The 19,574-nt window shown below is 70.1% G+C and carries 16 protein-coding genes; 9 read left to right on the top strand and 7 right to left on the bottom strand.

All coding sequences use genetic code 11. The features are described from left to right. Positions 1-10: 10 nt before the first annotated feature. Positions 11-499, bottom strand: coding sequence for a bacterioferritin (bfr, locus tag P6166_RS15625; protein ID WP_130318014.1), 489 nt, complete (start codon positions 497-499; stop codon positions 11-13). A gap of 154 nt (positions 500-653) precedes the next feature. Between bfr and P6166_RS15620 the strand changes: the two genes are divergently transcribed. Then, a complete protein-coding gene (locus P6166_RS15620) occupies positions 654-3,026 on the top strand; it encodes a penicillin acylase family protein (protein WP_277765365.1) in 2,373 nt (790 codons plus the stop codon). A gap of 195 nt (positions 3,027-3,221) precedes the next feature. On the opposite strand, the gene asnB is transcribed toward P6166_RS15620, so the two are convergent. From asnB to map, 6 genes are all read right to left on the bottom strand, one after another. Beyond that, positions 3,222-4,916, bottom strand: coding sequence for an asparagine synthase B (asnB, locus tag P6166_RS15615; RefSeq protein WP_277765364.1), 1,695 nt, complete (start codon positions 4,914-4,916; stop codon positions 3,222-3,224). Between the two features lie 312 nt (positions 4,917-5,228). Continuing rightward, the gene (dapE, locus tag P6166_RS15610) at positions 5,229-6,353 is read right to left on the bottom strand and encodes a succinyl-diaminopimelate desuccinylase (RefSeq protein WP_277765363.1); all 1,125 of its coding nucleotides are present in this window, start codon (positions 6,351-6,353) and stop codon (positions 5,229-5,231) included. A gap of 1 nt (position 6,354) precedes the next feature. Next, complete coding sequence (locus tag P6166_RS15605) at positions 6,355-6,714, bottom strand: arsenate reductase (protein ID WP_277765362.1); 360 nt, start codon at positions 6,712-6,714, stop codon at positions 6,355-6,357. Between the two features lie 5 nt (positions 6,715-6,719). After that, entirely contained in the window at positions 6,720-7,724 is a 1,005-nt protein-coding gene (dapD, locus tag P6166_RS15600; protein ID WP_130318009.1) for a 2,3,4,5-tetrahydropyridine-2,6-dicarboxylate N-succinyltransferase, read from the bottom strand. 20 nt (positions 7,725-7,744) lie between these two features. Next, complete coding sequence (locus P6166_RS15595) at positions 7,745-10,357, bottom strand: [protein-PII] uridylyltransferase (RefSeq protein WP_277765361.1); 2,613 nt, start codon at positions 10,355-10,357, stop codon at positions 7,745-7,747. Further along, positions 10,354-11,130 carry a type I methionyl aminopeptidase gene (map, locus tag P6166_RS15590; RefSeq protein ID WP_277765360.1) on the bottom strand — a complete coding sequence of 259 codons (777 nt, stop codon included), beginning with the start codon at positions 11,128-11,130 and terminating at the stop codon, positions 10,354-10,356. Before map ends, P6166_RS15595 begins: the two co-directional genes overlap by 4 nt. A 244-nt stretch (positions 11,131-11,374) precedes the next feature. On the opposite strand from map, the gene P6166_RS15585 reads away from it, so the two are divergent. The 8 genes from P6166_RS15585 to tsf all read left to right on the top strand — a co-directional run bounded on the left by P6166_RS15585 (position 11,375) and on the right by tsf (position 19,198). Then, complete coding sequence (locus P6166_RS15585) at positions 11,375-11,899, top strand: spore coat U domain-containing protein (RefSeq protein ID WP_277765359.1); 525 nt, start codon at positions 11,375-11,377, stop codon at positions 11,897-11,899. Between the two features lie 47 nt (positions 11,900-11,946). Further along, positions 11,947-12,645, top strand: coding sequence for a molecular chaperone (locus P6166_RS15580; RefSeq protein WP_277765371.1), 699 nt, complete (start codon positions 11,947-11,949; stop codon positions 12,643-12,645). A 13-nt stretch (positions 12,646-12,658) separates the two neighbouring features. Further along, a complete protein-coding gene (locus P6166_RS15575; protein WP_277765358.1) occupies positions 12,659-15,034 on the top strand; it encodes a fimbria/pilus outer membrane usher protein in 2,376 nt (791 codons plus the stop codon). Continuing rightward, a complete protein-coding gene (locus tag P6166_RS15570; RefSeq protein WP_277765357.1) occupies positions 15,031-16,047 on the top strand; it encodes a spore coat U domain-containing protein in 1,017 nt (338 codons plus the stop codon). The genes P6166_RS15575 and P6166_RS15570 overlap by 4 nt, the downstream gene beginning before the upstream one ends. A gap of 103 nt (positions 16,048-16,150) precedes the next feature. Then, a complete protein-coding gene (locus tag P6166_RS15565) occupies positions 16,151-16,429 on the top strand; it encodes a hypothetical protein (RefSeq protein WP_277765356.1) in 279 nt (92 codons plus the stop codon). Between the two features lie 3 nt (positions 16,430-16,432). After that, positions 16,433-17,134 (top strand): fimbria/pilus periplasmic chaperone, encoded by a 702-nt coding sequence (locus P6166_RS15560; RefSeq protein WP_277765355.1) that lies wholly within the window; start codon positions 16,433-16,435, stop codon positions 17,132-17,134. A gap of 239 nt (positions 17,135-17,373) precedes the next feature. Then, positions 17,374-18,183 carry a 30S ribosomal protein S2 gene (rpsB, locus tag P6166_RS15555; protein ID WP_130318002.1) on the top strand — a complete coding sequence of 270 codons (810 nt, stop codon included), beginning with the start codon at positions 17,374-17,376 and terminating at the stop codon, positions 18,181-18,183. 136 nt (positions 18,184-18,319) lie between these two features. Beyond that, positions 18,320-19,198 (top strand): translation elongation factor Ts, encoded by an 879-nt coding sequence (gene tsf / locus P6166_RS15550; RefSeq protein ID WP_277765354.1) that lies wholly within the window; start codon positions 18,320-18,322, stop codon positions 19,196-19,198. Positions 19,199-19,574: the final 376 nt, after the last annotated feature.

Here is a 19,574-nt window from a genome sequence, read left to right as displayed (position 1 = left end):
CGACCGAGCGTTATTCGGACACCGAACCGCTGCCGTCGATCTTGGAGGTCTGGTAAAGCTCAAGACCGATGCGCTTGATCAGGCCCAGCTGCTGCTCCAGCCACCACGCATGGTCTTCCTCGGTGTCGCGCAGCTGCTTGAGCAGCATGTCGCGGCTCACGTAGTCCTGGTGCTGCTCGCACAGCTTCATCGCCGCGGCGAGGTTGGCGCGCACTTCGTACTCCACCGCCAGGTCGCGTTCGAGCATTTCCACCACGGTCTTGCCCGGCTCGAACGGCAGCGGGCGCATGTCCGGGTCGCCCTCCAGGAAGAGAATGCGGCGCAGGATCGCGTCGGCGTGCTCGGTCTCCTCCTCCATCTCGTGGCCGATGCGCTCGTACAGCGCCTTCAGCCCCTGGTCCTCGTAGCGGCGGGAGTGCAGGAAATACTGGTCGCGTGCGGCCAGCTCGCCACGCAGCAGCTGCTTGAGGCATTCGACGACTTCGGGGTGGCCCTTCATGGCGGACTCCTGGGGGATTGCGATGCCGCGCATGGTGCCCGATCCGGCCGCGCCGCGTTCTAATCGGAATCAGTTTCATTGGGCACGGCGCCCGGCCGCCATACATCGCGCATCGCGCCGACATACAATCGGGCGGATCCAGGGGGAAACTCACATGCGCAAAACCGTCGGGCGCTGGCTGCTGCGTGCGGCCCTCCTTCTTCTCGTGCTGGTGCTGCTCGCCGCCCTGGCCGCGTGGTGGACGCTGCGCGGCAGCTTGGCCACGCTGGAAGGCGAACAATCCCTGCCCGGCCTGTCGGCCCCGGTGAAGATCGAACGCGATGCCGCCGGCGTGGTCACCATCGACGCCGCCAACGAAGCCGATGCCCTGCGCGCGCTCGGCTACGTGCACGCGCAGGAACGCTACTTCGAGATGGACCTGATGCGCCGCGTTTCGGCCGGCGAACTGTCCGCCTTGTTCGGCCCCGCCGCGCTGGACACCGACAAGCAGAACCGCGTGCATCGCCTGCGGGCGCGCGTGGATGCGCAGCTCGATGCATCGCTGGGCGCGCAGCGGGCCCTCCTGGAGGCCTATCGCGAGGGCGCCAATGCCGGCCTGGGCGCCCTGCGCGCGCGTCCCTGGCCTTACCTGCTGCTGCGCCAAACCCCACGCGAATGGGCGCTGGACGATTCGATCCTCGTCGGCCTGGCGATGTATGGCGACCTGCAGGACAACCGCAACCGCCGTGAGCTATCGCTCTCGCGCCTGCGCGAGGTGGTGCCGCCGGCGCTATATGCATTGATCGCACACGATGGCAGCAACTGGGACGCCCCGCTGCTGGGCGCACCGCACGGCGATGCCTCGCTGCCCGATGCCACCCAGCTGGACCTACGCACCGCCGCCGCGCCCGCCACCGCGACCGCCACCGCATGGGCTTCCGAACCCCAGGCCGACGTGGTCGGCAGCAACAACTTCGCCGTGGGCGGCGCGCTGACCGCCGACGGCCGCGCCATCGTCGCCGACGACATGCACCTGGGCCTGCGCGCGCCCAACATCTGGTTCCGCGCGCGACTGCGCTATCCCGATCCGCGCGCGCCGGGCGGCCGCGTGGATGTCTCCGGCTTCACCCTGCCCGGCATCCCCGCGGTGATCGTCGGCAGCAACGGGCATGTCGCCTGGGGCTTCACCAACAGCTACATCGACACGGCCGACTACGCGCGCCTGCCGGCCGCCGATGCCGCGCGCCTGCGCACGTTCGACGAGAAGATCGAAGTGGCCGGCGGCGCGCCGGTGGATTTCCCGGTGCGCGAAAGCGACTGGGGCCCGGTGCTGGAACAGCAGGCCGATGGCAGCCTGCTCACCCTGCGTTGGGCGGCCCAGCTGCCCGGCGCGGTGCGCCTGGACTTCATCGACATGGCGCGTGCCGGCGACCTCGACCAGGCGCTCGCCGTCGCCGACCGTTCCGGCATTCCCGCGCAGAACCTGATGCTGGCCGACCGCCACGGACGCATCGCCTGGCGCGTCATCGGCGCGCGCCCCGACCGTGGACCCGGCTGCCAGCCCGGCCGCATCGAAATCGACCCGATGGCCTCGGGCACACCTGCCCCATGCGCCCCGTGGCCGCTGCGCACGAACCAGGCGCCTGCGCTGATCGACCCCACCGACCACCGCCTGTGGACCGCCAACAACCGCATCGTGGACGACACCACCCTGGCGGTGGTCGGCAACGGCGGCTATGACCTGGGCGCCCGCGCGCGGCAGATCCGCGACGACCTCTATGCGCGCGAGCGTTTCAACGAACGCGACCTGCTCGCCATCCAGCTCGACGACCGCGCCCTGTTCCTGCAGCGCTGGTGGCCGCTGCTGCGGCAGGTGGTGGAGAACAGCGAAGATCCCTCGCTGCGCCGGCTGGAAGTGGCCTCGCGCCAATGGGATGGCCGCGCCTCGACCAGTTCGGTGAGCTATCGCGTCGTGCGTGCCTTCCGCGACCAGGTGCTGGACCGCATCCTCGCAGGCCTCACCGCCACCGCGCAGGCGAAACTCGGCGACGCCTACCTGCCGCCCCCGCGTGCGCAGCTGGAAGGCGTCGCATGGCCGATGTTGCGCCAGCGCCCGGCGAACCTGCTGCCGCCGCCGTTCGCCAGCTGGGACGCCCTGCTGGTGGACGCCGCGCGCCAGACCGAGCACGACCTGACCGCTGAATCCCCGAATCCGGCCGACTGGACCTGGGGCCAACGCAATACCACGGCGATCTGCCACCCCATCTCGCGCGCGCTTCCGGCGTTCGTGCGCCGCGCGCTGTGCATGCCGGCCGAGCCGCTGCCGGGCGACCGCGACATGCCCCGCGTGCAGGGCCCGGCGTTCGGTGCTTCGGAACGCATGGTGGTTTCACCGGGCCACGAAGACCAGGGCTACATCCACATGCCCGGCGGCCAGAGCGGTCATCCGCTCTCTCCGTTCTGGGGCTCGGCGCACGAGGACTGGGCGGAAGGAAAGCCGACGCCGTTCCTGCCGGGACCGGCCGCTTACGTGCTGACTTTGAAATAGCCCTCGCCGGCGGCCCCGCCTTCCCCTCCCCCCGCGACGCACGATCAAGCGTCCGGGCGGCAGGCCCTTTCGGGACCGTAGGCGACATGGATGTCGCCTACGAGCCTCCAGGGATGGATTCACGGCGTGTCCCGAAAGGGCCTGCCGCCCGGGCGCTGCGCGCTGGCGATGGAGAGGCCAGCGCACCGAAGCGATTCACCCCGCCAGCGCCTGCTCGTGCACGCCGGCCACCGCACGCCCGGAAGGGTCCGCCATCTTCGCGAAGCTCGCATCCCACGCGATCGCCGCTGGCGAGGAACACGCGATCGACTTGCCACCCGGCACCGTCTCCGCCGCCGCATGGCTGGGGAAAAACTGCTCGAAGATGTGGCGGTAGTAATACGCCTCCTTCGTCTGCGGCGGGTTGTGCGGGAACCGACGCTCGGCCGCCGCCAGCACCCGGTCGCTGATCTGCGCCTCGGCGTGCGCCTTCAGCCCGTCGATCCACCCATAGCCCACGCCATCGGAGAACTGCTCCTTCTGCCGCCACAGGATCGAATCCGGCAGATAGCCCGCGAACGCCTCGCGCAACACCGCCTTCTCGATGCGCCGCGAACCATCGGACCGCGTGCCCACCATCTTGTGCGCAGCATCCATCCGCATCGCCACTTCCAGGAACTCCACGTCCAGGAACGGCACGCGCGGCTCCACGCCCCACGCCATCATCGACTTGTTCGCGCGCAGGCAATCGTAGTTGTAGAGCGCATCCAGCTTGCGCACCAGTTCTTCGTGGAATTCGCGCGCGTTCGGCGCCTTGTGGAAGTAAAGATAGCCACCGAAGATCTCGTCGCTGCCCTCGCCCGACAGCACCATCTTCACTCCCATCGCCTTGATGCGCCGCGCCAGCAGGAACATCGGCGTCGAGGCACGGATGGTCGTCACGTCGTAGGTCTCGACATGGCGGATCACCTCCGGCAATGCATCCAATCCTTCCTCGAAGGTGTACTCGAAGCCGTGATGCACCGTGCCCAGCGATTCGGCCGCGATGGCCGCCGCGGCGAGGTCCGGCGAACCCTTAAGCCCGATCGCGAACGAGTGCAGCCGCGGCCACCAGGCCTCGACCTGGTCGTTCTCCTCCACGCGATGACGCGCATAGCGCGCAGCCACCGCCGCCACCAGCGAGGAATCCAGCCCACCGGAGAGCAGTACGCCGTAGGGCACGTCGGTCATCAGCTGCCGGTGCACCGCGCGCTCGAACGCCTCGCGCAGCGCCTGCGGCGACACCGATACGCCCTCCACCGCCGCATACTCGCGCCACGGGCGCTCGTAGTAACGCACCAGCTCGCCGTTCGCCGTGTCGAAGTAGTGCCCCGGCGGGAACTGCGCCACGTCGGCGCAATCCTCCACCAGCGCCTTCATCTCCGAGGCCACGCGCAGGCGCCCTTCGGCATCGTGCCCCCAATAGAGCGGGCACACGCCGATCGGGTCACGCGCGATCAGCGCCGCGCCGCGCGCCTTGTCCCACAGCGCGAAGGCGAAGATGCCGTTGAGGCGGTTGAGGAACGACGCCGGCGCGTCCTCGCGGTACAGCGCGTTGATCACCTCGCAATCCGAACCGGTCTGGAACGCATAGGGCTGCTTCAATGCCGCCTTCAGCTCGCGGTGGTTGTAGATCTCGCCGTTGACCGCCAGCGCCAGCGCGCTGTCCTCGGACAACAGCGGCTGCGAACCGCCAGCGGGATCGACGATGGCCAGGCGCTCGTGCACCAGGATCGCGCCCTCGCCCACGTGGACGCCGCTCCAGTCCGGGCCGCGGTGGCGCTGGCGCTGGGAGCGGTCCAGTGCCTGCCGGCGCAAGGCGCCGGCGTCGTCGCCGGTTTGCAGGTCGAAGATGCCGAAGATCGAACACATGATGGAAAGCTCCTGGGTTTTCGGGGAAACGGAACGGATTCCCTCGACCGGACACCGGGCATGGAACGTGCGGGCAACAAAAAACCCGCATCGGCCGATGCGGGTTTTCTGGTCGCTGGGCGTGTATTGCTTGCTTCGCCTAGTCGCAGACCCGCATCGGCCGCGCACGATTATTCGCGCGCAGGTGATTGCGGTTGTTGAAGTTGGCGACGAGGGCGGTCACGCGAAGCATGGAGCCGACGCTAACCGGTCCCCGGCGAGCGTGCAACCGTTTCGGGGGCAACGAATCGCCGGGGCCGTGGCCCGCCCCGGTCACAGCAGGCGTTCGACCAGCCGCTGGTAGAGGTCCGGCAAGGCCTCCAGGTCGGCGACCGCCACGTGCTCGTCCACCTGGTGGATGCTCGCGTTCACCGGGCCGACCTCGATGCACTGCGCCCCCAGCGGCGCGATGAAACGCGCATCGGACGTGCCGCCGCCCGTGCTCTCCTCCGGCGGCGCGCCGGCGAATTCGCCCAGCACCTGCCGTGCGACCTCGCGCAGCCGCCCCTCCGGCGTATAGAACGGCTCGCCGCTGCGGTGCCAGCGCAGGTCGAAGTCCAGCCCATGCCGATGCAGCAGCGCCTCGATCTCCGCTTCCAGCCGCGGCGCATCCCAATGCGGGTTGTAGCGCAGGTTGAAGGCGACCTGCAGCTCGCCGGGGATCACGTTGTTGGCCCCGGTGCCGGCGTGGACGTTGGACACCTGCAGGCTGGTCGGCGGGAAGCTTTCGTAGCCATCGTCCCAGTGCCGGGCGGTCAGCTCGGCCAGTGCGGGCGCGGCCAGGTGGATCGGGTTGCGTGCCTTGTGCGGGTACGCCACATGCCCCTGCACGCCCTTCACCGTCAAGGTGCCCGAGAGGCTGCCGCGCCGGCCCACGCGCAGCAGGTCGCCCAGCTTCGCGGTGGAGGACGGTTCGCCGGTGATGCACCAGTCGATGCGCTGCCCGCTTTCGGCGAACCGGCGCGCCACGTGGCGCACGCCGTCGATCGCATCGCCTTCTTCGTCGGACGTCAGCAACACGGCCAGCGTGCCGGCGTGATCGGGATGCGCGGCGACGTAGCGCTCGGCGGCCACGACGAACGCGGCCACGCTGCCCTTCATGTCGGCCGCGCCGCGCCCGTACAACACGCCGTCGCGGACCTGCGGCGCGAACGGGTCGCTCGCCCAGGCTTCGCGCGGGCCTGGCGGCACCACGTCAGTGTGGCCCAGCAGCACCAGCACCGGTGCCCCATGGCCGTGGGTGGCCCAGAGGTTGTCCACCTCGCCCAGGCGCAGGTGTTCGCAGCGAAAGCCCGCGGCCGACAGCCGCTGCGCGATCAACTGCTGGCAGCCGGCGTCTTCCGGCGTGACCGAAGGCCGGGCGATGAGGTCGCAAGTCAGCGCGAGGACGTCGGACATGTCAGGCGATGCCAAAGCGCTTCTTGAAACCGTTGTCGCTGAAACCTTGCGTCATCGTGCCGTCGTCGGTCACCACCACCGGGCGGCGCACCAGCTGCGGATGCTCGCGCAGCAGCAGCTTCCATTCCGCCTCGCTGCCGGGCGCCTTGCGGTTCTCCGGCAACTGCCGCCAGGTGGTGGAGGACTTGTTCACCAGCGCATCGAAACCGCCGGCCTGCCGCGCCCAGTCCACCAGCGTCTCCGGGCTCGGCTTGTGCTCGCGGTAATCGACGAACGTGTAGGCGACGCCGAAGCGGTCCAGCCACTTCGTCGCCTTCTTGCAGGTGTCGCAGTTCTTCAGGCCATGGATCGTGGCGCCCATCGCGCTCACTCGGCCAGGCCGCGCAGCAGGTCGTTGACGCTGGTCTTGGCGCGCGTCTTGGCATCGACCTGCTTGACGATCACCGCGCAGTACAGCGAATGCGAGCCGTCCTTGGACGGCAGCGAGCCGGACACCACCACGCTGTACGGCGGCACGTAGCCGTAGCTGATCTCGCCGGTGGCGCGGTTGTAGATGCGCGTGCTCTGGCCGATGAACACGCCCATGCCGATCACGCTGTGATGGCCGATCACCACGCCTTCGACCACTTCAGAACGCGCGCCGATGAAGCAGTGGTCCTCGATGATGGTCGGGCTGGCCTGCAGCGGCTCCAGCACGCCGCCGATGCCGGCACCGCCGGACAGGTGGCAATGCTTGCCGATCTGCGCGCACGAACCCACCGTGGCCCAGGTATCGACCATGGTGCCCTCGCCCACGTGCGCGCCGATGTTGGTGAAGCTCGGCATCAGCACCACGTCCTTGCCGAAGTAGCTGCCGCGGCGGGCGATGGCGCCCGGCACCACGCGCACGCCGGCCTTGCGGAACTTCGCCTCGTCATAGCCGGCGAAGCGCGATTCGACCTTGTCCCAGAACGGCGCCGGGCGCGCATCCACCACGCCCATGTCGTTGACGCGGAAGTACAGCAGCACCGCCTTCTTCAGCCATTCGTTGACCTTCCAGCCGCCATGGCCGTCCGGCTCGGCCACGCGGAACTCGCCACTCTCCAAGCCGTCGATGACACGGTTGACGATCGGCTTGGTGGAGCCTTCGATCTCGTCGAGGGTCAGCGCGGCGCGGCGCTCGAACGCGCTCTCGATGGTGAACTTCAGCTCCTCGTGGCCCGGCACCGGCGGCTTGTGCAGCGTGCGCTTGGGCGCGGCCACCTTCGCCGGCGCCGCCTTGGCGACCCCCGCCTTGGCCGGCGCGGCTTTCTTCGCCGGGGCCTTCACGGCAGGCGCCTGGGCAACAGGCGTCTTCTTGGCGGTCTTCTTAGGGGCGGGCTTGCTGGCCATGGAAAGGCGATCTCCGGAAGTTACTGGGGGTCGAGACAGGCAGACAGCGCCTCGCGCAGCCCCTCACGGGAGGCTTCGGGCAGCGGCTGGTCGTGCTCGTCGGTAATCTGGAACTGGTCCTCGGCGCGTTCGCCGAAGGTGGCGATGCGCGCATCGTGCACGCGCAAGTGCTGGCTGCGCAGCACCTGGGCGACATCGGCGAGCAGGCCGGGGCGATCCGGCGCGACCAGGCTCAGGCGCGTGCGGCGGCCGCCGGCGCTGTCGCTGAAGTCGATGCGCGGGGCGAAGCGGAAGTGCCGCAGCTGGCGCGGCACCACGCGCCGCGAAGGGCGCAGGCGTTGCAGGTCGCCGGCCAGCACCTCGCGCAAGGCGAAGGCCAGCGCTTCGGGGTCGCCATCGGCGTAGCTGTCGGCCGGCAGCACCTCGAAGGTGTCGAAGATGGCCGCGTTGGGGGCATCGAGCACGCGCGCGCGATGGATGCCGTAGCCCTTGCGGTCCAGCGTCATCACGATCGCGGCGAACAGGCCATCGCGGTCGGGCGAGTAGACGAACACTTCCAGCGCGTCGTTGTCCGGTGCGGCGCGGCGCGCCTTCACCAGGGTGTCGCCGATCTCCACTTCGGTCAGCGACGCGGCCTGCCAGGCCAGTTGCTCCGGGCGGAAGCGCAGGAAGCTCTCGTCCGGCATGCCGGCGAACTGGCGGTCGATGGTGGCATCGTCCAGGCCCTGCACGTTGAGCAGTGCGCGCGCGGATTCGCGTGCCTCGCGCAGGCGCTCCTCGCGCGGTAGCGGGTGCTCCAGGCCGTCGCGCAGCGCGCGGCGGGTGGCGAAATACAGGTCCGCCAGCAGGCGGTCCTTCCAGGCATTCCACAGCTTGGGGCTGGTACCGGCGATGTCTGCGCAGGTGAGCAGGTACAGGTAGTCCAGGCGCTCGCGGTTGCCGACCAGCGAGGCGAAGCGGTGGATCACCTCCGCATCGGAGATGTCCTGCTTCTGCGCGGTGACCGACATGCGCAGGTGCTGCTCCACCAGCCAGGCCACCAGCTCGGTGTCGCCATCGCTGAGCAGGTGCGCCTGGCAGAACACGCGCGCGTCTACCGCGCCGAGTTCGGAATGGTCGCCGCCACGGCCCTTGGCGATGTCATGGAACAGGCCGGCCAGCAGCAGCAGTTCGGGCTTGCGCAGGCGCGGCCACACTTCGTGCGCGATGGAGAAGCGCTCGTCGGCGCGGCCGCTGGCGAACAACGCGATATTCCGCAGCACCATCAGCGTGTGCTGGTCCACGGTGTAGACGTGGAACAGGTCGAACTGCATGCGCCCGGAGACCTGCGCGAAGGCGGGAATCCACTGCCCCAGCACGCCCAGCCGGGCCATGCGGCCGAGCGTTTCGACCGCGCGCGGCCCGCGCAGCAGGCCAAGGAAACGTTCGCGTGCCGCGGGGCTGGCATCTTCGTAGGACGGCAGGCGCGGCAGGTACTCGGCCAGCGCGCGCGCGGTGAGCGAATGCAGGCCGCGCACTTCGCGATGCGCCGCCCAGGTGGCGAACAAGGCGAACACCTGCATCACGTCGCGATGCGGCCAGCCGGCGTCGTCGGCGGCCAGGTAGCCGCGGCGCAGCGAGAAGCCCTCGCCCAGCGGCACCGGCACCGCTTCGCCGTCGAACTGTTCCTCGAAGCGCTGCAGCAGGCGGTCGCTGATCCGCCGCACCAGGCCGGCGCTGCGGTAGAAGCGCTGCATCATCTTTTCCACGCCCAGGCTTTCCGGGTCGTCGGCATAGCCCAGGCGTTGCGCCAGGGTCTTCTGGTAATCGAAGCGCAGGCGCTCCTCGGGGCGGTTGGCCACCAGGTGCAGGCCGTAGCGCAACCGCGCCAGCTCGCGCCGCTCGCGCCGCAGCGCGGCCGCTTCGTCCTGGCCCAGGTGGCCCAGGCCGACGAGCGCTTCGAGGTCATGCACGCCGAAGGCGCGCAGCGCCATCCAGCCCAGCGTGTGCAGGTCGCGCAGGCCGCCGGGGCCATCCTTCAGGTCCGGCTCCAGGTTGTCGGCGGTATCGCCGAAGCGCTGGTGACGCGCCTGCAGTTCCTCGCGCTTGGCGATGAAGAATTCGCGCGGCGGCCACAGCCGCGCCGGCGCGATGGCATCGGCCAGCGCGGCGCTGGCCTGGGCATCGGCGATCAGCGGGCGCGATTCGATCAGCGCTGTCATCACGGTCTGGTCCGCCGCCGCGGCGGTGCACTGCGCGGCCGAACGCACCGCGTGGCTCACCGGCAGCCCGGCATCCCACAGCAGCGCGAACAGACGCGCGATCGCCGACTCGTTCGCCTGCTGGGCATCGGGCTCGCCGAGCACCAGCACGTCGATGTCCGAACGCGGGAACAGCTCCCCGCGCCCGTAGCCGCCGACCGCGTGCAGCGAGAGGCCCGCGCCGGCCGGCACGCAGCGCCGCCAGGCGTCGCGGATCAGGTGGTCCACCGCGCGGGCGCGCAGCGCCACGAGGCGGTCGATGTCGTCGCCCTGGTCGAAGCGGCGGCTCAGCCGCGCATCGCCCTGGCTCAGCAGCTGCCGTGCCTGGGCCGCCCAATCCCCATCACCGGCGACGCCGGAATCCGGGACGGCGGCGGCCGGCAGCCCGCTCACGCGTGGCCGGGATCGTTGGGCGAGAGCGTCAACACGTCCACGCCGTCCTCGGTCACGGCGATCATGTGTTCCCACTGCGCCGAGAGCTTGCGGTCCTTGGTGACCACGGTCCAGCCGTCCGGCAGCACCTTGGTGTAGCGGGTGCCCTCGTTGATCATCGGCTCGATGGTGAAGGTCATGCCCGGCTTGAGCACCAGGCCGTCGCCCGGGCGCCCGTAGTGCAGCACCTGCGGTTCGTCGTGGTAGACCTTGCCGATGCCATGCCCGCAGTACTCGCGCACCACGCTGAAACGCTCGCCTTCGGCGTACTGCTGGATCGCGTGGCCCACGTCGCCCAGCGTGGCGCCCGGCTTCACCGCGCGGATGCCGCGCCACATCGCTTCCTTGGTGGTCTCCACCAGGCGCTTGGCCATCACCGAGGGCGTGCCGACGTAGTACATGCGGCTGGTGTCGCCGTGCCAGCCGTCCTTGATGACGGTGACGTCGATGTTGACGATGTCCCCGTCCTTGAGGACCTTGGCCTCGCTCGGGATGCCGTGGCAGATCACGTTGTTGACCGACGTGCACACCGTCTTGGGGAAGCCGCGGTAACCGACGTTGGCCGGGATCGCGCCCTGCACATGGATGATGTGGTCGTGGCAGATGCGGTCCAGCTCGGCGGTGGTGACACCGGGCTTCACGTGCGGGGTGATGATGTCGAGCACTTCGGCGGCGAGCCGGCCGGCCACCCGCATCAGCTCGATTTCCTGCGGGGTTTTGAGGTTCACGGTCATGGCCGCAATTATCGCCGATCCCGCCGCATTACTGAACGCGGCACATTTTCGGCAAGTAATGCGCGCTTTCGGCAAGAACCGGCCGCGTCCTTTGACGTGGCTCACATTTTCCTTGTCATTCAATCACTTAGATGAATTGACCATCACGCCCAGTGCACTTCCCGCGCCCTACAACCGGCGGGCAGCATCCCGATGTCCCACTACCGCACGGCGCCGCCGTGCCTTCCTGGCCACGGAGGTTTCCATGCGTATTCCCGCCGCAGCAGTGCTCGCCACCAGCCTGGTGGCCCTGTCCCCGGCCGTGCTGGCCGCCGATACCACGACCTTCAACGTGCGCATCGCCATCACCAAGGCCTGCACGATCACCGCCGCGGCGGCCACGGATGTCGACTTCGGCACCGTCAGCTCCACCGCCACGGGCAACACCGATGCCGCCGGCAGCGTCACGGCGCAGTGCACCGCGCTCACGCCCTACTCCATCGCGCTCAACGCCGGCCTCAACGCCGCCACCGCCAACGACGTGACCACCCGCCGCATGCGCAACACCGACACCACGGTGACCGGCAACAACTTCGTGCCCTACCAGCTGTACCAGGATTCGGCGCGCACCCAGGTGTGGGGCAGCACGACCGGCACCAACGTGGTCAGCGGCAGCGGCAACGGCGCCAACCAGACCTTCCCGGTGTTCGGCCGGGTCGCCAACCCGAGCCTGGCCAACGCCGCGGCAGGCAGTTACCAGGACACCGTGACCGCGACGATCACGTATTGAGCCGCTCCATGGCCGCGCGCAACCGCACGGCGTGGTGGCTGGCACTGATGGGCTGGGGGGTCGCGGGGGCGACCAGCGCCGCGAGTCTGCAACTGGCGCCGACATCCATCACCTTGCATGCCGGGCAGCAGGCCGATGGCCTGTGGCTGACCAACAGCGGCAGCGCGCCGATGCAGGTGCAGGCGCGCGTCTACCGCTGGACCCAGCGCGAGGGCCGCGACGAACTGCAGCCCACCGACGACCTGCTGGTCAGCCCGCCGATGCGCAGCCTGGCCGCCGGCGAAAAGCAGTTGCTGCGCGTGGTGCGCGCGGTGCCGCCGCCTGCCGCGCAGGAGGTGGGTTACCGGGTCATCGTGGATGAGCTGCCCGGGTTCGACCCCGCCAGGACCGGCACCCAGTTCGTGCTGCGCTATTCGGTGCCGATCTTCCTCACGCCGCCGAGCGAAGTCGGCGCCGAACCGGCCCCGCGCCTGCGCGCGCGGCTGTCGGCGGATGCGCAGGGCCAGGCGGTGCTGGAGCTGAGCAACGACGGCGATGGCCATGCGCAGATCGCCGATCTCGCGCTGGCCGGCGGCGGCGCGCCACGCACCGTGCAATCGGGGCTGGTCGGCTATGTCCTGTCTGGGCAGACCATGCGCTGGCCGCTCGGGCGGCCGTGGCGCGAATTGCAGGGCGCCACCCTGCTGGCGAGGATCAACGGTGAGCCGGCGCAACGCCCGCTGCCGCTGGCCGCAGCGCCGCGCTAGGGCGTTATGGCCGATGCTGCTCGCATCCGGCATCGCGCGCGCGCTCGCCGCGCCAGCCGGAAGCGGCGGGCCGGCGGCCGAAGGCGCCTTCGACGCCGCCGACCTGCCCGCGATGCTGCCCGTGCAGGCGCCGCAGACCCAGACCCTTTACCTGGAGGTGACGCTCAACGACCGCCCGCGCGGGTTGATGCAGATCGTCGAGCGCGAAGGCCGCCTGCAGGCGCGGGTCTCCACGCTGCGCGACATCGGCTTCGCCCTGCCCGGCCGCAGCCCGGACGACTGGCTGCCGCTGCAGCTGCTGGAAGGCGTGATCGTGCAGTACGACGCCGCGCAGCAGCGCCTGTCGCTCACCGCGCCCTGGTCGGCGCTGACGTTGCCGCCCACGCGGCTGGGCGAGGTCGAGCAGGCCGCGGCCTCCGCCAGCGCCTCGCCCGGGGTGCTGCTCAACTACGACCTCTACGCCCACCACGCCGGCGGCGACACCCAGGCCTCGTTGGGCACCGAACTGCGCGTCTTCGGCCTGGGCAACGGGGTGCTGCGCCACACGATGCTCAGCCAGGCCTATACCGACCCTGCGCCAGGCCATCGCTGGCGGCACGAAAACGTCCGCCTGGACACCACCTGGCAGTTCGACTTCCCCCACTCGGCGCTGAGCCTGCAACTGGGCGACTTCTATGCCGGCTTCCTCGATTGGAGCCGCACCGTGCGGTTGGGCGGCATCCAGATCGGCCGCAACTTCGCCTTGCAGCCCTATCGCGTGCTCACGCCGACCCCGACCTTCCTCGGCGAGGCCACGGTGCCTTCCAATGTCGAGCTCTACGTGGAGGGCCTGCGCCAGTACAGCGGCGAAGTGCCGGCCGGCCCGTTCCAGCTGGCCAGCCAGCCGGGCATCAACGGCGCGGGCAACGCGCAGCTCGTGGTGACCGATGCGTTCGGCCGCGTGCGCACCCTGGATTTCGCGCTCTACGGCACCCCCCAGCTGCTGGCCAAGGGCCTGACGGACTGGTCGCTGGGCGTGGGCCGGATGCGCGCCGACTACGGCCTGCGCTCCTTCGCCTACGACCAGGCCACCGTGGCCAGCGCCAGCCTGCGCCGCGGCGTGAGCGACCAGATGACGCTGGAAGCCCACGCCGAGGGCGGCGGCGGCGTGGGCAATGCGGGCGTGGGGGGCGCCTGGCTGCTCGGCTTGCGCGGTGGCGTGGCGAGCGCCTCGTACGCCCGCAGCCGCTACCGCGGCCTGCGCGGCGGCCAGTACGGCTTGGACTACGAGTGGAACAACCGCGTGTTCAACGTGAACCTGGGCACGCTGCGCACCCACGGCGACTACCGCGACCTCGGCGCGCTGCAAGGCAGCCTGCCGGCCACCGCCAGCGACCACGCGGTGCTGGGGGTGAACCTGCCGCGCGTGGGCGCGCTGAGCGTGGGTTACGTCGCGCTGGCCTATCCGCAGGCGCGCGATGCGCGCTACGTCAGCGCGTTCTGGTCGCGCAACTTCGCGCGCAGTTGGTCGGCGAGCCTGTCGCTGAGCCAGAACCTGGACGACGACAACGATCGCAGCGCCTATCTCACGCTGGCCACCACGCTGGGTGCCGAGCGCCAGCTCAACCTCGCCGCGCAGCGCAACGGCGACCGCCAGGCACTGGTGGCCGACCTGTCGCGCCCGCTGCCCGGCGACGGCGACGCGGGCGCGTTCGGCTGGCGCGTGCAGGCCAGCGCGGGCGACGACGGCGGTGGCGGGCTGGCCGAGATCGGCTGGCTCAACGACGCCGGCCGCTACGCCGCCGGCGCGGCGCGGCAAGGCGGCGATACCTACGCCTATGCCAGCGCGAGCGGCAGCCTGGTGTGGATGGGCCCGCACGTGTTCGCCGCGCGCGACATCCAGGATGCGTTCGCCGTGGTCGATACCGGCGGCTATCCGAACGTGCCCGTGCGGCTGGAAAACCGGCTGGTCGGGGTGACCGACGAACACGGCGTGCTGCTGGTGACCCCGCTGCGCTCGTGGCAACGCAACCGGCTCTCGATCGATACGCTCGGGCTGCCGGCCAACGTGCGCGTGGCCCGCGTGGAGGATGAAGTGACCCCGCGCCAGCAGGCCGGCGTGCGGGTGGATTTCCGCGTCGAGCCGGTTCGCGCGGCGTTGCTGACCCTGCACGACGCGCAAGGCCAGCCCCTGCCGCTGGGAAGCCGGGTGCGCCAGGTTGGCGCCGAGGATCGCGGGGTGATCGTCGGCTACGACGGCCAGGCCTACCTGGATACGCTGCAGCCGCACAACGTGCTGCGGGTGGACGGGCCGCAGGGCCGCTGCCGCGTCGCGTTCGACTATCCAACCGACACGGTCAGCGAGATGCCGCGGATCGGCCCGCTGCGCTGCCTGCCGGAGGCGCCGTGAGTCGCGGCCTGTGGCTCGCGCTGGCCGCGTGCGCGCTGTGGTGCGGCATCGTCGGCGCGGCCCGCGCGGACACCACGTGCACCGTGCAGCCTTCCACGCTGGCGTTCGGCCCGGTCACCGCCACGGCCACGCGCGATGCCACCACCACGTTCAACGTGACCTGCAATACCGCGGGCCTGAGCGTGCTGGGCACCGCCCGCGTGCGGCTGTGCCTGAGCATCGGCGATGGCAGTGGCGGCGTGGGCCAGTACCTGCCGCGCCGGCTGAGCAGCGGCAGCAACACCTTGCAGTACCAGATTTATCGCGACAGCGCGCGCACGCAGGTGTGGGGCGCCACCGGCAACGCCACCGTGCCCAACCCGCTGGTGGTGGACCTCGCCTATTCGGTGCCGGTGCTCGGCGGCGCGCTGACCCAGCAAGTCACCTTGTACGGACGCGTACCGAGCGGGCAGTCGCTGACGGTGGGCAGCTACGCCAGCAACTTCAGCGGCGCGGCCACCACCCTCCAGTACGCCTACAACGAGAGCATCATCGGCAACACCACCGTGCCCAGCACCTGCACCACCGCCATCACCGGCGCCAAGACCGCCAGCAATGCCTTCCCTTTCAGCGTCACCGCCAGCGTGGCGCCGCAATGCAGCACGTATGTCACCAGCGACCTGGACTTCGGCACCGTGACCGCGCCCGCCATCGCCGGCAACCTGGACCGCACCACCACCCTCGGGCTGACCTGCACCAACCAGACGGCCTGGAACATCGGCCTGGACAATGGCGCCAACGCCAGCAGCAGCACGCGGCGGATGCGGCTGGGCAGCACCGGCAGCTACGTCAGCTACGAGCTGTACCGCGACAGCGCGCGCACGCAGCGCTGGGGCACGACGATCGGCACCGACACCCAGGCCGGCACCGGTACCGGCAGCGCGCAGACGGTCACGGTGTATGGCCGGGTGCCGCCGCAACAGCCAGCCGCCGGCAGCTACACCGATACGGTGACGGTGACGATCACCTACTGAGCGGATGAATCGCCGGCGGCCGGTTCAGGCGCCGCCGGTGCATGGCTGAAGAAGCGGCGTGCGGCGCCGATAACGACTGCGGCTTCCCTGATTCCTCCCTCGCATGAAATCCTTTCTGTGGATGGTGCCGGGCCTGCTCGCGCTGAGCGCGCCCGCCTTCGCCGCCGACACCCGCTCGCTGCACGTGCGACTGCGCGTGGTGGACGCCTGCGCGCTGGCGCCGACGGCCACCGCCGGCCCCGCGCCCGCCCGCTGCGGCGATGGCTTGCCGGTGGCGCGCGATCATGCGTCGAGCCCGGCATCGGCCCGGCTGCGCGCCCTCACCCCGCCCTCGCCCCAGCAGGATGCGAACGAGGCCGAGTTCACCACCTACACCTTCTGAGCCATGCGCCGCCTGGCCTGGTTGCTGCTGGCGCTGCTGCCCGCCCCTGGCCGGGCCGAGGGCCTGCGCGTGAGCCCCATCACGGTGGACCTGCCCGCCGAGGCGCCACAGGCGCTGGTGCGGCTCGCCAACGAGGGTGGCGCGCCATGGCCCGCCGAAGCACGACTGTATGTATGGGAGCAGCAGGACGACGCCGACCGGTTGGTGCCGGCCACCGACCTGGCGGTGAGCCCGGCACGCTTCGAGGTCGCCGCCGCCGGCGAACAGCTCCTGCGCGTGGTGCGGCTGGGCTCGCCCCCGGCCCAGGCGGAACGGGCCTACCGGCTGGTGATCGAACAGCGCCGGGGCGACGCGGCGCCCGCCACCGGGCTGCTGCGCTACTCCGCGCCCGTGTTCGTCCTCCCACGCGAGGCGCTGCCCTCGCGACCGGCGCTGCTCGCCGAGGTCCTCGCCGGCCGGGACGGGCCCCACCTGCGCATCCACAACCCGGGGCCGCTGCACGCCCGGCTGGCCGACCTGGCCTTCGTCGGTGCCGACGGGCGCCGCGAGCCGCTGTACGCCGACCTGGCCGGCTACATCCTGCCCGGGCAGGCACGCAGCTGGGCATTGCCTGCGCGGGTGGACGGCTATGCGGGTGGCCGCTTCCTGGCCCGGCTGAACGCGCTGGACGAGACCGAGCTGCCGGCCGCCGCCGCGGCCCCCTGAGCCCGCCGATTTGCCCCGGCCGGGCCGGGCCGGTATCATTCGCCGGTTCGCCCGCCCGGGCGCGCCGTCCACGACGCACGTCAGCGCCGAATCCACACCTGCCGCCACCATCCGTGCCGGGGTGCCCCGCGAGGGGTTCGACACGGAGACGACAGGGAAGCCCAACCCCGGAACCTTTACCGCCCCAACGGCGGGCCGCACCTCCTTTTCGCGGCCGGTTCCCCATCAGGAGTAATGCAATGCCCCAGGTCACCATGCGCCAGATGCTCGAAGCCGGCGTCCACTTCGGCCACCAGACCCGTTACTGGAACCCGAAGATGGCCCCGTATATCTTCGGCGCCCGCGGCAAGATCCACATCATCAACCTCGAGAAGACCGTTCCGCTGTTCAACGACGCGATGAACTTCATCTCGAGCGTCGCGCAGAAGCGCGGCACCATCCTGTTCCTGGGCACCAAGCGCAGCGCGCGCGATTCCATCAAGGAAGAAGCCGAGCGTTGCGGCATGCCGTTCATGACCCAGCGCTGGCTGGGCGGCACGCTGACCAACTTCCGCACCGTGAAGCAGTCGGTCGCGCGCCTGAAGGAACTGGAGTCGGCCGAGACCGACGGCACCTTCGACAAGCTGGTCAAGCACGAAGTGCTGGGCCTGCGCCGCGAGCGCGACAAGCTGGAAGCCTCGCTGGGCGGCATCAAGGAAATGAACCGCCTGCCGGACGCGCTGTTCGTCATCGACATCGGCCATGAAGACATCGCCATCAAGGAAGCCAAGAAGCTCGGCATCCCGGTGATCGCGGTGGTCGACACCAACTACGACCCGGCCCTGGTCGACTACGCCATCCCGGGCAACGACGACGCCATCCGCGCCGTGCAGCTGTACGCCCGCGCCGCCGCCGACGCCGTGCTGGAAGGCAAGGCTGCCGCGCCGAACTCGGCCTCCGTCCGCGAGGAAGAGTTCGCCGAAGCCGGCAACGAGGAGGCCAAGTCGGCCCGCCGCGCGCCGGCCAAGAAGGCTGCGCCGAAGAAGGCTGACGAAGCCGCTGCCGAGTAATCGGACTGCCACCTCGCCGCGCCACCCTGGCGCGGCGACGGCCCGCGATGGCGCAGGCCATCGCCCGGGGCTCCAGGCCCCATCCCATTCCCAAGGCGGGCTACGGCCCGCCGCAAGCAATCATCGAGGTCATACCGTGGAAATCACTGCTTCCCTGGTCAAGGAACTGCGCGAGCGCACCGGCGCCGGCATGATGGAGTGCAAGAAGGCGCTCACCGAGAACGCCGGCAACATCGATGCGGCCGCCGAGTGGCTGCGCAAGTCGGGCCTGGCCAAGGCCGACAAGAAGGCTGACCGCGTGACCGCCGAAGGCCGCGTGGCCGCCGCGCAGGCCGGCGGCAAGGCCGTGCTGGTCGAGATCAACTCCGAGACCGACTTCGTCGCCAAGGACAGCAACTTCATCGCCTTCACCGACGCCGTGGCCCAGGCCGCGCTGAGCTCGGGCGCCGCCGATGCCGAGGCGCTGAAGAGCGCCAAGCTGCCGTCGGGCGAGACCGTCGAGGAAGCCCGTGCCGCCGCGATCGCCAAGCTGGGCGAGAACATGCAGATCCGCCGCCTGGCCCGCATCGACAGCGCCAACACCGTGGCCGCCTACGTGCACGGCGGCCGCATCGGCGTGCTGGTCGAAGTGGCCGGTGGCGACGAGGAGCTGGCCCGCGGCCTGGCGATGCACATCGCCGCGATGAACCCGCCGCACAACAAGGCGTCCGACGTGCCGGCCGAGTTCGTGGCCAAGGAAAAGGAAATCGAGCTGGCCAAGATGTCCGAGAAGGACAAGGCCAAGCCGGCCGAAATCCTGGAGAAGATCATCTCGGGCAAGATCAACAAGATCGTCAACGAGGTCACGCTGTACGGCCAGCCGTACGTGCTGGACAGCGACAAGACCGTCGAGCAGGTGGTCAAGGCCGCCGGCGCCGATGTGGTCGGCTTCCAGCGCCTGGTGGTCGGCGAAGGCATCGAGAAGGTGGTCGAGGATTACGCCGCCGAAGTGATGAAGCAGGCCGGTCTGGCCTGAGTCTGATCTGGGTTTCCCGCCTTGTGGGCGGGTGATCCGGGCAAGGAGCCGCGGGGGTTTTCCCCTGCGGCTTTTTTTTGGGGGATGGTGGGGTGGCGGCCTGGCGGCCGCTTTTTTTTCTTGCCTTCTGCCTGGGGGTGGCGGCCTTGCGATGTTGATCGGCTCGCATGAATCCGCTCGGGGCCTGCGGGGGCCATGCCGTTTCGGGACACGCCGTGAATCCATCCATGGAGGCTCGTAGGCGACATCCATGTCGCCTACGGTCCCGAAACGGCATGGCCCCCGCAGACCCTCAGGTCTCCCTCGAACGGACGACAGGCTCCCTCGGATGCGCGCCATCGCCGTGGGATCGGCTTCCGCGGCGGCTGGAAATGAC

It is taken from the genome of Stenotrophomonas sp. HITSZ_GD, assembly GCF_029543105.1.
Lineage (GTDB): Bacteria > Pseudomonadota > Gammaproteobacteria > Xanthomonadales > Xanthomonadaceae > Stenotrophomonas_A.
This window is presented reverse-complemented; position numbering and strand designations above follow the sequence as displayed.

Bases quoted from the DNA above. Each gene is read 5' to 3' on its own strand.
- P6166_RS15620 (WP_277765365.1), top strand. From the start codon at position 654: ATGCGCAAAACCGTCGGGCGCTGGCTGCTGCGTGCGGCCCTCCTTCTT.
- P6166_RS15585 (WP_277765359.1), top strand. From the start codon at position 11,375: ATGCGTATTCCCGCCGCAGCAGTGCTCGCCACCAGCCTGGTGGCCCTG.
- dapD (WP_130318009.1), bottom strand. From the start codon at position 7,724: ATGGCCAGCAAGCCCGCCCCTAAGAAGACCGCCAAGAAGACGCCTGTT.
- P6166_RS15605 (WP_277765362.1), bottom strand. From the start codon at position 6,714: ATGGGCGCCACGATCCATGGCCTGAAGAACTGCGACACCTGCAAGAAG.
- P6166_RS15575 (WP_277765358.1), top strand. From the start codon at position 12,659: ATGCTGCTCGCATCCGGCATCGCGCGCGCGCTCGCCGCGCCAGCCGGA.
- asnB (WP_277765364.1), bottom strand. From the start codon at position 4,916: ATGTGTTCGATCTTCGGCATCTTCGACCTGCAAACCGGCGACGACGCC.
- rpsB (WP_130318002.1), top strand. From the start codon at position 17,374: ATGCCCCAGGTCACCATGCGCCAGATGCTCGAAGCCGGCGTCCACTTC.
- dapE (WP_277765363.1), bottom strand. From the start codon at position 6,353: ATGTCCGACGTCCTCGCGCTGACTTGCGACCTCATCGCCCGGCCTTCG.
- P6166_RS15580 (WP_277765371.1), top strand. From the start codon at position 11,947: ATGGGCTGGGGGGTCGCGGGGGCGACCAGCGCCGCGAGTCTGCAACTG.
- P6166_RS15560 (WP_277765355.1), top strand. From the start codon at position 16,433: ATGCGCCGCCTGGCCTGGTTGCTGCTGGCGCTGCTGCCCGCCCCTGGC.
- bfr (WP_130318014.1), bottom strand. From the start codon at position 499: ATGAAGGGCCACCCCGAAGTCGTCGAATGCCTCAAGCAGCTGCTGCGT.
- map (WP_277765360.1), bottom strand. From the start codon at position 11,130: ATGACCGTGAACCTCAAAACCCCGCAGGAAATCGAGCTGATGCGGGTG.
- P6166_RS15565 (WP_277765356.1), top strand. From the start codon at position 16,151: ATGAAATCCTTTCTGTGGATGGTGCCGGGCCTGCTCGCGCTGAGCGCG.